Origin of the sequence: Shewanella psychropiezotolerans (assembly GCF_007197555.1) — a bacterium.
Taxonomy (GTDB): Bacteria; Pseudomonadota; Gammaproteobacteria; order Enterobacterales; family Shewanellaceae; genus Shewanella; species Shewanella psychropiezotolerans.
Window position 1 is genome coordinate 1,277,285 of the sequence record NZ_CP041614.1, and the last position, 12,769, is coordinate 1,290,053.

Annotated in this window: 13 protein-coding genes; 5 read left to right on the plus strand and 8 right to left on the minus strand. The window is 47.3% G+C overall.

The genetic code is table 11. From position 1 onward, the window contains the following. Positions 1 to 5 precede the first annotated feature (5 nt). Entirely contained in the window at positions 6 to 4,817 is a 4,812-nt protein-coding gene (locus FM037_RS05655; protein ID WP_229381098.1) for an Ig-like domain-containing protein, read from the plus strand. A 103-nt stretch (positions 4,818 to 4,920) separates the two neighbouring features. Here the strand turns inward: FM037_RS05655 and FM037_RS05660 are convergent, their stop codons facing one another. The 3 genes from FM037_RS05660 to FM037_RS05670 all read right to left on the minus strand — a co-directional run bounded on the left by FM037_RS05660 (position 4,921) and on the right by FM037_RS05670 (position 6,446). Further along, positions 4,921 to 5,301: a DUF1294 domain-containing protein gene (locus FM037_RS05660; RefSeq protein ID WP_144045199.1), complete on the minus strand. Its 381-nt coding sequence runs from the start codon at positions 5,299 to 5,301 to the stop codon at positions 4,921 to 4,923. 111 nt (positions 5,302 to 5,412) lie between these two features. Continuing rightward, positions 5,413 to 5,895, minus strand: a complete 483-nt coding sequence (locus FM037_RS05665) for a hypothetical protein (protein WP_144045200.1) — start codon at positions 5,893 to 5,895, stop codon at positions 5,413 to 5,415. A gap of 86 nt (positions 5,896 to 5,981) precedes the next feature. Next, positions 5,982 to 6,446, minus strand: coding sequence for a hypothetical protein (locus FM037_RS05670; RefSeq protein WP_144045201.1), 465 nt, complete (start codon positions 6,444 to 6,446; stop codon positions 5,982 to 5,984). A gap of 172 nt (positions 6,447 to 6,618) precedes the next feature. On the opposite strand from FM037_RS05670, the gene FM037_RS05675 reads away from it, so the two are divergent. After that, complete coding sequence (locus FM037_RS05675) at positions 6,619 to 7,077, plus strand: MarR family winged helix-turn-helix transcriptional regulator (protein ID WP_229381099.1); 459 nt, start codon at positions 6,619 to 6,621, stop codon at positions 7,075 to 7,077. Between the two features lie 11 nt (positions 7,078 to 7,088). On the opposite strand, the gene FM037_RS05680 is transcribed toward FM037_RS05675, so the two are convergent. Further along, positions 7,089 to 7,565 (minus strand): hotdog fold domain-containing protein, encoded by a 477-nt coding sequence (locus FM037_RS05680; protein ID WP_144045202.1) that lies wholly within the window; start codon positions 7,563 to 7,565, stop codon positions 7,089 to 7,091. Positions 7,566 to 7,833: 268 nt separating this feature from the next. On the opposite strand from FM037_RS05680, the gene FM037_RS05685 reads away from it, so the two are divergent. Continuing rightward, entirely contained in the window at positions 7,834 to 8,790 is a 957-nt protein-coding gene (locus tag FM037_RS05685) for a DUF368 domain-containing protein (RefSeq protein ID WP_144045203.1), read from the plus strand. Positions 8,791 to 8,794: 4 nt separating this feature from the next. Continuing rightward, positions 8,795 to 8,983 (plus strand): hypothetical protein, encoded by a 189-nt coding sequence (locus FM037_RS05690; protein ID WP_144045204.1) that lies wholly within the window; start codon positions 8,795 to 8,797, stop codon positions 8,981 to 8,983. Between the two features lie 54 nt (positions 8,984 to 9,037). On the opposite strand, the gene FM037_RS05695 is transcribed toward FM037_RS05690, so the two are convergent. Next, entirely contained in the window at positions 9,038 to 9,385 is a 348-nt protein-coding gene (locus tag FM037_RS05695) for a DUF3634 family protein (protein ID WP_144045205.1), read from the minus strand. A gap of 192 nt (positions 9,386 to 9,577) precedes the next feature. Between FM037_RS05695 and FM037_RS05700 the strand changes: the two genes are divergently transcribed. Further along, positions 9,578 to 9,766 carry a hypothetical protein gene (locus FM037_RS05700; RefSeq protein ID WP_144045206.1) on the plus strand — a complete coding sequence of 63 codons (189 nt, stop codon included), beginning with the start codon at positions 9,578 to 9,580 and terminating at the stop codon, positions 9,764 to 9,766. Positions 9,767 to 9,860: 94 nt separating this feature from the next. Here the strand turns inward: FM037_RS05700 and FM037_RS05705 are convergent, their stop codons facing one another. From FM037_RS05705 to FM037_RS05715, 3 genes are all read right to left on the minus strand, one after another. Next, complete coding sequence (locus FM037_RS05705; protein ID WP_144045207.1) at positions 9,861 to 10,580, minus strand: TorF family putative porin; 720 nt, start codon at positions 10,578 to 10,580, stop codon at positions 9,861 to 9,863. Positions 10,581 to 10,750: 170 nt separating this feature from the next. Then, complete coding sequence (locus tag FM037_RS05710) at positions 10,751 to 11,116, minus strand: cupin domain-containing protein (protein WP_144045208.1); 366 nt, start codon at positions 11,114 to 11,116, stop codon at positions 10,751 to 10,753. A 100-nt stretch (positions 11,117 to 11,216) separates the two neighbouring features. After that, positions 11,217 to 12,707, minus strand: coding sequence for a CoA-acylating methylmalonate-semialdehyde dehydrogenase (locus tag FM037_RS05715; protein WP_144048845.1), 1,491 nt, complete (start codon positions 12,705 to 12,707; stop codon positions 11,217 to 11,219). Positions 12,708 to 12,769: the final 62 nt, after the last annotated feature.

A 12,769-nucleotide genomic window follows, 5' to 3' on the forward strand; every position in this document is an offset into this window, starting at 1 on the left:
TAGCGGTGGGAACCGATGAGCAATATTCTGCATCGGCACTCTATAGTGATGGCACGCGAAAGGATGTCACCTCTGATGTTATCTGGTCGAGCAGTGTCCCGGAAATAGCTGAAATAGCAGCGGGAGGGATTGCTGTTGCACAGACGTCTGGTACTACAAATATCATGGCGATATTAGCCGCGAGTCAGGCGGGTCCAGAAGTTAGCGACAGTGCTATTCTGAATGTGACTGATGCGGCGCTGACATTACTGATAATCGAACCTGGACAAGCTGAGACCTTGGTGGGATTAACCCAAGTATTTAAAGCCGTTGCCCTGTTTGCCGATTCTCATAAACAAGATGTGACGAGTTATACCGATTGGAGTGTATCAGAGCCAAGCGTTGCCTCAATTACCAGTGATGAACAGAGCAGAGGTATTGCGATAGGCCTTGTTGCAGGTGAGACTAAAGTGATGGCCAAGTATGGAGGAATGGATGCAGATGCTTCACTTATCGTGCTCAACTCGGCTGTCGATAAGCTCATTATTAGTCCTATAGATATTTCGTTCCCAGTTGGTAGCAGTCAGCAATATCGAGCGGATCTAGTGTTTGAAAATGGCTTGAGCATGGATGTGACTTCACAGTCAAGCTGGCAAAGTAACACGATTTCCGTAGCAACTATCGATCCAGGTGGGCGTCTGAATGGCCTGATAGCCGGTGAAACCCAAGTGTCAGCCAGTTTAAATTTTGCCGATGTTAATGTCTCAGACACTACTGCAGCGACAATAACTCAAGGTGTGGTGACCCAAGTTGTGGTTAGTCCGGATAGGCTAGTTAAACCTGTAGGCACTCAAGGTAATTATAGTGCGACAGCCTATTATTCGGATGGTACTACCTTAGATGTAACCCATGATGCGATTTGGTCTGTAGATGATAAGGCCGTTGCCGTTATTGTCGAGTCTGGTGAGATGGGAGGCCATGCTACGGCCCTCGAATCTGGCAATGTGGTGGTTACGGCTAGATTTCAAGAGGTATCTGGCGCAGCAAGCGCCGAGGTGACAGATGCGGTTATCGAGAGTATAGAGATCTCACCTCTGGATATCACAACTCCAGCTGGCACCAATGTAGGGTATTCTGCCCGGGCCCGATTTTCTGATATGAGCGTGCATGATATTACCTTGCTCGGTTATTGGCAGAGCGGTGACACCAATATCGCGACCATAGGGTTAACCGGCGGCTTGGCCGGTAAAGCGAGTACGCTAATCGCTGGTGAAACAGAGATCTCAATCGATTACATGGGCATGACTCAGTCGACTACCTTGACCGTTACGGATGCCAGCATAACCTCCTTACAAGTCACACCTAAAGACTTGCAGGACCCTATTGGAACTGAAGGTCAGTACAAAGCAACAGCTTATTACACCGATGGTCATAGCCAAGATGTAACCCAAGAAGCCACTTGGCTGTCTGATGACCGAAATCTTGTCAGAATTAACACTTCTGGGCCAAGAGCCGGTTTTGCACATGCCAATGCAATTGGCGAAACGAGTATCAGTGCTAGCTATAGAGGCTTATTCTCCAAAGCGGGGGCAACACCCTCGGCAACCAGCCCCATTTCAGAGCAAGGTCAAAGCGTGAAGGACACCACCAATGCCACAGTTACCGATGCTGTTTTAAAACAACTGGTCATCTCTCCGATCACGGCTACAGTAGCCGCGGGCAATAGCCAAGAGTATGTGCTGACAGGTATCTTCTCTGATTCAAGCAGTAAGGACTTGACTCAAGCTGCCCATTGGCAGGCATTCGATCCTCATGTAGCTCATGTAGAACAGGGAGAAGCGATAAGTATTGCCTCTGGGAAGACCGAGATCATTGCATACTATCGTGGAATGTCGGTTAAGGCAGAACTGATAGTGACTGACGCAGTCATTGAAAGTCTGCAAGTGACTCCGGTGCAGAATCAACTTCCTAAGGGCCAGAAGCAGCAACTTACCGCAACCGCTTTCTACTCAGATGGCCACTCAAGTGATGTCACTCAATTAGCGACTTGGTCATCTGGTGACTCGAGTATCGTTGAGGTGGTATCTCTAGGTACAGATGCAGGCTCTGCTCACGCTCTGAGCGTAGGTAATGCCACTATCACTGCGAATTTCGATGCTATGCAATCGAGCTCTGCTTTCGTGGTCACAGATGCTATTTTGGATTCAGTGTCGCTTTCTCCTATCACAGCATCTATTGCTGCGGGTAACACCCAGCAATATCAATTTATTGGACTATTTTCTGATGGTAGCAACCAGAACCTGACTAATGTGTCCAGCTGGCAATCGAGCGAAGGCTCAGTGGCCAGTGTGGATCGCCATGGTTTGGCGCAGTCATATATTAGCGGCTCAACTCAGATTCAGGCCAGCTACATAGGGTTTAGCGCAACTGCGGCGCTCGATGTGACAGATGCAAGCCTGACTAGGTTACAAGTGACTCCGGCGAATGAATCTGTACCATTAGGCACCAGTGGCCAGTATGTTGCCACGGCATTCTACTCAGATGGTCATAGCAGTGACGTCACTCAGTTGGCGAGCTGGATCGCCGTCAATGGTTCGATAGTGAATATCACTGCTACCGGCAGTAAGGGAGGTTTTGCCGAGGCGATTGGGGTCGGGGGAACTCAAGTTCAAGCCAGATTTGAGACGCAAGCTGATTCGGTCGATGTATCAGTTACCGACGTGATATTAGAGAAGTTTGTTATGAGTCCTGTGATAGCGACCGTCGCTGCAGGCTTAGAACAAGACTTTGAGGCTACTGGTATCTTCTCCGATGGTACTAGTAAGGATTTAACGAAAACTTCTTATTGGCAGAGCTCTGAGGCTAGTATTGCCACGCTTGATAGGAAGGGAGTTGCAACCAGTTATAGCCCTGGCGAAGTGACAGTGACGGCGAGGTATATTGGCTTTACCGCTACTGCAAAGTTAACGGTAATCGATGCCGAGTTAAGCTTTATTCAAGTGACACCGGCCAATGTCAAAGTACCAGCCGGGACTGAGGGACAATTTGAAGCTTGGGCTTTTTATACCGATAATCACTCGGAAGACATCACTAAAGTCGCCAGTTGGACAAGCACAGATAATGATATCGTTCATATCGGCACTGGTAGACTGAACGGCGGTTTTGCCAGTGCACTTGAGGTGGGAAGCACCCAAGTTAAGGCGCAATTTAACGGCATGAGTGCAACGGCCAATGTCGAAGTGACCGCCGCAGAAGCCATTGAGCTGACTATCTCTCCTGAGAATAAGACGGTGCCCTTAGGCTTGAGTCAAGCCTATCAATCGTTTGCTCGTTTTTCCGATGGCACCAGTAAAGAGGTGACCTTAGAGTCTAGCTGGCAGAGCTCGAATCTGGATGCGGCGACCATAGACATGGATGGATTGGCGCAAACCACTACAGGCGGTAAAACTGTCATTAAGGCCACATATAAAGGCTTAGCTGCTGAAACTAACCTCTATGTCGGTGAGTCAGTACTGGTAGAGATTCAGGTCACACCTGCTACGGCTAAGGTGAATATCAATGAGGTTCAGCAATATAAAGCGTCTGCCATCTTTAGTGATGGCTACATTAGTGATGTGACTAAAGATTCAACCTGGACAGTTGTCAATGGGGATGTAGCTCATGTTAATCCTACAGGTTCAACTGCAGGTTTGGTGACTGGTGATGTCCATGGAAGCACTGGTGTGACCGCGGAGTGGATAGGTGAGACTGGTAACGCCGAAGTCGTGGTAACCTATCTCGAGTATCTGGGGGTTGATGTTGAACCTGCCAACGATCATGTGATTGTTAATGATACTCTTCAGATGCAAGCACTAGCGGCTTACATGGACAGTGGTGGGAGTATTATTCGGAAAGATGTCACAAATCAGAGCGTTTGGTCTGTGGCTAATCACTCAATAATATCTATCAATGGCACAGGACTAGTCACTGGGATTAAGGTAGGCAACTCTGCTGTTTATGCTGATTATCAGGAATTTCGCGGTGAGGGGCGGCTAATTGTCCTCGACAGTGAAGTTACCAGTATAAAGGTCACACCCAATAATTTAGAGGTTCCACTAGGCACTAAGGGACGCTATACGGCTACGGCGACTATGTTTAACTTGTCAGAAATCGATGTGACCGACAAGGCGACTTGGTCTTCGAGTGAGCCTGATGTGATCCATATGGTCACAACCGGCTTTGATGGTGGCACAGGTACTGCTAATGAGATAGGCAGTAGTCAAATCACGGCTGAGTACGAAAAGTCGAGTAGTACGGTTACGACAACTGTAACCCCCGCAGTACTCGAGTGGATCGAAATCACACCTAAAATAGATGTCGTTTACGCTCAAGCACCTGTTCAGTTCACTGCTACTGGCTATTTTTCTGATAATACTAGTGTCGATGTAACTTTAGATGCGAGTTGGAAGAGTGATAATCCACAGAATGTCGAGATGTTTAACTCAATTCCTGGGGAAGGGGTAGGCTTGACTGTAGGTGCGTCGGCGACGATAAGTGCGACATATCAAGATAAGAGTGACTCTCGTTTATTATCAGTAGAGGATAACTATACCGTCTCAGTTGAGGTTAAACCTGCTGATATGAGTTTATCTGCTGGAAGTTATAAGACAGTTGAAGTATGGGTGACCTTTGCCGATGGAACTTCAATGAATTATGCTGATTATGTGGACTGGACTAGTAGCGATTCCGATGTAGCTACGGGGCGAGAAGATATAATCAGCGGCCACCAAGTTGGCTCTGCTGTGCTTACGGCAACTTTCGATGGTGTGTCCGGTACGGCCAATGTCACGGTGAATTAATTACTTTCAGTAATATTGAGAGTGATTACGTAAAGGCGCCTCGGGCGCCTTTCTTTTTTATAAAAGATAGTTTCTAAAATGCATTTTTTTAAAACTTTACCATCTAAAATATTGGGATCAATGCTTGTCCTTGTGGGGACATAAGCCAAATAAAGCCTGCACTGTTTAGCGCTATCATGCACCACAGCCTTATTCTAAAGCTTAATTTCTGAGACTTATGCCTCAAGCTTTGCTGAGCTATGATAGCCCCAGGCCAACCGCCGCAGAGGGCCAGTAGTTGCAAGGTGCTCTCCTTGATTCGCCACCGTCCATCTCGTGCGGCAGACTTGTCTCTGGCATAGGCAGCGAAGGTAATGACACTGCAGACAAGGTAGATGACGAATACGGCCAGTGGAAGCCTTTCAAAAAAGACACTAGCAGCAACAAGCACTAGGAAGGATAGGGCGATAATCTTAGTACCGCCTGTTTGTTTTTTTCGGGTCATGGACTTTCTGTCATTGAGAGCTATATGAAAAGAGAGTGAGTGTAGCAGAAATACGCTATTTCTAGCTCGTAGAACTCAGGTTCTTCATCATTGAATTCATATCGATTAAAGTTAAAAAGTATATCCGTGAGACCCCGCCACCGCACCCGCCACAGCGATTAAACTTAAGGACAAGAGGAAGATGTGCATCTTATGGACTAACGCAAAAGTCTTCTCGCTATCTTGCGCCGCCCTCTCATGGAACCATCTGTGGAGGAAGAGGGGTTCCAGCACAAATAGCACTAAGGTGAAGAGTGCCCAGACGAGAGTCATCAGGTGCATCCACCAAAATTGTGGGTGCAGATAACGATCCCAGCCATTGATGATATCCAGCATCACATAACCGGAGATGCCTGTGGCTAAGGTGACAAACTTGGCCTGAAATGAAAACTTACTCTCCAACTGTTCAAATAGCTGGAGTCGCTCTTCGGGGGAGGCGAGTTGTTTCACGGCCGGGATAAGGACAGTGGTGACAAATGCTACGCCACCTATCCATAATACAACTCCTAAGACATGGATAGCGCGGGCGATAACGAAATAATCATGTTTTTCCATGGAGATACTTTCCCACTAGATAAAGTCGTTAATATGCATAAAGAATACTTGTTTAATCATTATGATTCTGTGGTGTGAATCAAGCTTTAAACGTTTTGTTTAGCATTCAATGATCTGCCTGTTTTTCGCGACAATTTTCGACCCGCAATGGCATTTTTGCCCAGCAGAACCAGATTACATGCGCCGGCAATAAGCTCAATGGCTTGTACAATATAGAACTGAGTATCAAATTGTCCCGCCTGGGCCCAACTGTTCAGTATTATGGCGGCGGGAAGTAATATGACGAGTCCGTTGGCTGCGGCGATTTTCATCCTTAGCTGTTTCTGTCTTACCAGCTTATTTTTATTCCCTTTAGCCAGTAGGCTGCCGGTTATTCCTGTGAGTGCCATAGCCGGGATCAATATAAATAGCCCAGGAAAAAGAATACTCGCTTTTATCTGAGCGATAAAAGCTTGGCTGGCAAAGAGTTCACTCAACAGGCTGGCACTAAAGAAAGTTGCGATACACAGACTAGCTAAAATAGCAGCGATAAGATGGATTTTAAGTTTCATGGTGTTGTCCTGTGTGGGTGTTGTTATTTGACAGTGCGTTGTCAATATTTGAATCCTACCGCATGCGACAACACACTGTCAAGTTTGACAGTGTGTTGTCGTTGTTGCCGTGTTTTGCTATAGTGATGAGATGGCTCAAATCGAGTGAACTTAAGTGTTCAGATGAGCCGATGTGTTTACTAAAAATCAGGGGGAGCCGATGGCAGAAGATGAAGGTTTTACTCAATTGGTACTGAGTATATTTAGACTCAATGGTTTATTGATCAACGAAGGGGACATGCTGAGTCACCCTGTGGGGCTAACCAGTGCTCGTTGGAAAGTGCTGGGGGCGATAGAGCATGGTCCGCAGACAGCTTCTCAAATTGCGCGGATCATGGGGCAGACGCGCCAGAGTGTGCAACGTATCGCTAATGAACTAGACAAGCTAGGCATAGTCAGCTTCGATGACAACCCGCATCATAAGACGGCAAAATTGATCGCATGCACATCGAAAGGGACACATATGTTTGAGCAACTCGGCGGGCTTCTCCCTCAGTGGAGTGAAGCGGCACTGCAAGATATTACCGAGCAGGAGCTAGCAATCACTTTAAGAGTGATCACTAAACTCGTTACTCATTTTGAAGAGTCATAAGGGGATTAGAACTATTTTGGTGGTTTAGCCGAGATCCAAAGTTTAATGTGGCCCTGGACGACTATGATGTCGTTTTCATCATAGGCGGTAACCGGAACCAGCAGGTCTCCCTCGACCCACTGCTCGGGCTTTACCTCCGCGACACAGCGGATGTCACTACCTGCCTTAGCCGTGTAGTCTAGGCTCATGCCTTTAGGTATCCACCTTAAGTGATGAGGAATCGATGCTTCAGCCATCACGCCCATCGCCATCTCTAGCCCATTACAGATGGCGATGACATGGACGGTCTTAATATGATTATGCACGGCATTACGTTTCTTGATGAAGCATTCACAGTAATGGGGCCTGAGGTTAGTGATCAGAGGCTTGATGGTACCGAAGTAGGGGGCCATTCTAGACACCATGACTGAGAATATCTTGTTGCCGAAGGGGAATCGGGTGACCTTGTTGTAGAGTGCCATCACCTTAGTGGGTCTTTGCTGTGTCATCTTTATCTGGCCTTATTGTTATAGGGTACTGGAGCTTTGGCCCCTGGTCGGATGAGTTTAGATTATATGGATAACAAAAAACTAACAAGCTGATTTTTGGTCAATACCGGTTTGGTCCAAGGATAGTGGTCTTTTCGGAGACTAATTTAGCCTCAGCGAGCCAATTTAGCCTAAATGAAACAAAGTTCATTTCCCTTTAGCGGATCATGAACCGTATAATCCCCCTGCAGAAAAATTTTGTACCATTTAACTAAAATAAGGCTGAAAATTGAAATACCTGCTTACCTACCTAAAAGGCATGGCGATGGGCGCTGCCGATGTGGTCCCCGGCGTTTCCGGTGGAACCATTGCTTTTATCACAGGTATTCTTGATACCTTGTTAGACAGCATTCGCCGTATCAACCCAAGTTTAATCAAGGTTGTGAGGGAGCAAGGTGTCAAAGGCGCATTCAATCATATCAACGGGCCGTTCTTGGTGTGTGTCTTCGGTGGCATATTAACCAGTATTTTTAGTCTCTCTAAGTTGATCTCTTATCTTTTGATCAATCATCCGATACCTGTGTGGTCCTTTTTCTTTGGCCTTATCTTGATCTCGGTAGTGCATATGCTCAAGCAGGTAAAAAGCTTCTCTGTGATCCGAATTATGTTATTTGCTTTGGGCGTGCTGTTTGCCTGGGGGATCACTATGCTCAATCCCATCTCATTGGAGATGACCTACCTTAATATATTCATAGGTGGCAGTATCGCCATCTGCGCCATGTTACTTCCAGGGATTTCGGGCAGCTTCATCTTGTTGTTATTAGGCTTGTATCCACCCGTACTCGCCGCGGCAAAAAATTTCGACATCGCCGTGCTTGCCGTCTTTGCCACTGGATGTATTTTCGGACTGCTGACATTCAGCCATCTTCTGTCGGCACTGCTTCGCAAGTTTCACGATGCGACTCTCATCTTCTTAACGGGCTTGATGTTGGGAACTCTGGGGAAGATCTGGCCTTGGAAAGAGGTGATCTCCTGGCGTGAAAACTCTGCCGGTGAACAGGTTCCTCTGTTGGAGCAGAACCTTTCACCTATGCATTTCGAACAAGTCACCGGGCAAGCAGCGCACATTTCCTGGGCCGTAGCTGCCTTGATTGCAGGCATACTACTCGTATGGGGCATGGAGAAGATAGCCGAGCGTAATGCCGGTTCAGACACAGATAAGCCAAAGCTTAATAAAGAGAGTTAATCTAATGAAACGAGTACTTATTATCACGGCCATGTTGGGTATTTCAGCCTGCGCAACCAATATTGATTTCGATCTCGACAGCGAAGACGGTGCGAAGCAAGATGCTGTGGAAGCGATGCAAGATCCTATGATCGAAAATAATGAACGTATGATTGAGGATGCCAGAAGAGACGGCAGGATGGAGCGCGATTAGCCGAGAAGGGTGAAGCTGGTAGACAGATCCTAATAGGATCTGTCCTAGGGTTTATTAACCCGCCTGGCGGCTATTATCGACCCTTTTCTTATCATAGTATTCGAAGGGAAACAGGTTTCTAATTCTCTGTGTGATGGCGTCGTTCACATTGGCCGAAATATGCAGTCTTATCGCACCCGATAGCTTTTCACATCTGACGGTGCAGGTGAGCTTCTCGGATTTGGCCAAGGCTCGGCAGTCTTTCTGAAACTTCTCCGGGATCTTGCCCTTGTGAGATTTAAGTCTTCCATCTTTAAAGTGCATCTCGAAGAGTGTCAGTCCCTTCTTGCCGCTAAAGATGAGCTTATAAGCGAGAAAAATCCCTATTGCAATAAATAGCACTTTCAATACTGTTGGTGTCATGTCGTCATCCTGTCCTTATTTATCTCGTTACTTAATATAAATAACAATACTCCTGTGGCTGAGATTTATAAAGTGTTGTAGTGCACACTTTGTATAGAGAGTTTATATTTGTATAAAAGTAAGTTTACTTGTTATATGACCTTATTGGACTACTATTAATTCTCAGGACAGCAGTTAATCAAGGATGGTCATATGTTTTTATCTAATGCACAACGCTGGGCTCAAATTTGTGAGCGTCAAGCCGAGATCATAGAGAATCTCTCCGATGCCTTTCCCGAACGCAAAGAGCATCACAGCGATTTAGGGATCAGCTGGCGTCGTTTGGGTGATCAGGTGAGTAGGGGCCAATCTCTGGAAACATTAGATGTATTGAATAAGTAAATGCGATAAACCGCTATGGGATCGCTCTACTGAATAAGTTAAATAGAAAACCGCCAAGATGGCGGTTTTTCCTTACTAATAAATCAATAAATAGTTAGAAGCCATAGCTGGCTGTGAATAGTACCGTGCCATCATTTTGCCATGGACCATCCTTTATGATGTTGTCATCACTTAGGTTGGTTTCCAGCCAGGCCAGGGATAGTCCGAAACCAGCCAATTCTGTCGAGACTCCGATTGAGTAATCAAGATAGTCTTCACCCCAGTCGAGATCGGCGCCATCACCATAGCTGTAACCTAGATGAGCATCTATGCTCCAGTTATCACTAATTTCATAGGAATAGTTCAGCTCAGAGTAGTGCAATGACACGTCAGCATTGGCGTAATCGTTGGTGTACCATTGTGCGAAGTGGAACCCTGCATAATAGAATCCGACATTGGCCTCTAAATATTTGGTGCTCTCATCCTGTCCTGGATAGGTATAGTAAGTGAGTGTGACATCGTACTCGAACTCTTCATCTTCTCCGAGTGCTCCCCAATAGCCCACATAAAGGTCGACTTCTACATCTGAGTCATAGCTCTCATCGTCAACGTTACTTCCCCAGACTCCGGCGAAGAAGCCATTATCGGCACTGTAATCGATACTCCCTTGAAGGGCGAAGTCTCCTGCTGTTTGGGATACACCGCGAAAGCGATAGTCGTTAGTGACACTGACTTCGCCAGTGACTTCGGCTTGGGCAAGGGGAGTGATTAGCGCAGCAGCTAAGGTGAGGCCGGTAAGTTGGGCAATCCGTTTATTATTCAATTTTTTATACACGGTAGTTTCTCCATTTTACTTTATTGACATAAATGTCTTTAACAAGAGCATCTATTATTTGCCAAACATCAGCATCAATGCTGAGACCTCATGGCTTATGTTTTGAAACCTAAGCTTCAATTTTATTTAATTTTTATTCGAGCCTTTTAACCTGGATAATGGAACGAGTGCTAGCCCTCGTTTGGTTCGAAGATGACGTAGACCTTTTTGCAGGTATCTATGACCTCCCAAGTGCCACTAAAGCCCGCAGGAATGACGAACCTATCGCCCTCAGTTACTCGCATCTCCTTGCCATCATCACATCTGATCACACTGGTTCCTGATAGGATCTCGCAATATTCGTGCTCTGTGTACTCAACCTTCCACCGGCCTTTATCTCCCTGCCAGACACCGGTATGAAATTGACCGCAGGGGCTGGAGTAGTGATTGCTTAGTTCCTGGGATGGCTTGCCAGATAAGACTTTCTCATCGGCTAAGCTATAGCGTTCAATGTCCGGCGTACTGGTATTAAAGTTGATAATGTCATCGATATTCACGTTCTGAGCTCCAGGATTGGCTTAACTAATCTGGTAAAAATACTGGTAAGAATGCTGAAAAATAGTAAAGCGCAGACAGGCTGCGCTTGTTGGATTTGTGCTATTTCATTGTCGGCATGACAAACTCGGCTTTAGCATCTTTCGCCTTGGGCCAACGGGCGGTAATAGCCTTACGCTTAGTGTAGAAACGAACGCCATCGGGACCATGCATGTGTAGCGGTCCAAACAAGGAACGCTTCCAGCCACCGAAGCTATGGAATGCCATAGGCACAGGAATTGGCACGTTAACGCCGACCATGCCCACCTGGACGTGATGACAGAAGTGTCTGGCCGCTTCACCGCTCTGGGTGAAGATGGCCGTGCCATTGCCGAATTCATGTTCATTGATAAGCGCGAGTGCTTCGGCATAATCTTTTACTCTGACGATGGCTAATACAGGACCGAAGATCTCTTCCTTGTAGATGGTCATATCAGGGGTGACATTGTCGAACAGACAGCCTCCGAGGAAGAATCCTTGTTCATGGTCGGTCACACTTAAGTCGCGGCCATCGGCAAGTAAGGTGGCGCCTTCGGCAACCCCCGCATCCACGTAACCTTTCACCTTCGCAAGATGTTGAGCCGAGATGAGCGGCCCCATATCCATTTCCGGCGTGACTCCATTACCTATCCTGAGCGCCTTTATCTGAGGTAGCAGCTTCTCGACTAAGGCATCACCCGAATCACCCACGGCCAGAACGACAGATATCGCCATGCAGCGTTCTCCAGCCGAGCCAAATGCCGCCCCCATCAAGGAGCTGACGGCCTGGTCCATATCTGCATCTGGCATCAAGAGCATGTGGTTCTTCGCGCCGCCCAAGGCCTGCACTCGCTTGCCATGTTTCGATGCTGTCTCATAGATATATTCGGCGATTGGGGTCGAGCCGACAAAACTCACGGCCTGAATATCTTTGTGGCTCAACAGGGTATCGACAGCTTCCTTGTCGCCGTTGACGACATTGAAGACACCGTCAGGAAGTCCCGCTTCGGTGAGTAGCTCGGCGATACGCATCACCGAGCTTGGATCTTTCTCCGATGGCTTCATGATAAAGGTGTTACCCGCTGCAATCGCGATAGGGAACATCCACATAGGGACCATGATGGGAAAATTAAATGGCGCAATCCCGGCGACCACACCTAGGGACTGATTGACTGTCCAGGCATCGACACCACCACCAACCTGCTCGGTATGCTCACCTTTTAGCAGGTGCGGAATACCACAGGCGAACTCGACGACTTCCAGACCGCGGATGATCTCACCCTTAGCATCATCGATGACCTTGCCATGCTCACGGGTAATAAGCTCGGCCATCTCGTTCATATTGGCTTCTACTAGCGCCTTGAATTTAAACAGTACACGGGCGCGGTTGAGTGGAGACACTTGAGACCAGGTCTTATGGGCTTTTTTGGCTAGCTCGATAGCGCCGTCGACTTCGGCGGCACTGGCTAAGGATACTGTGGCCCTGTGCTCCCCCGTAGCGGGTTCAAATACTGAACTGGTGCGCTGACTCGGTGCTGTGTGTCTGCCGTTGATGTAATGATTGATCTCTTGCATAGATTCGATCCTATTAATAGAGCCCCCGGCGCGGCCGGAGGCATATGTCATCTGTTACTTGC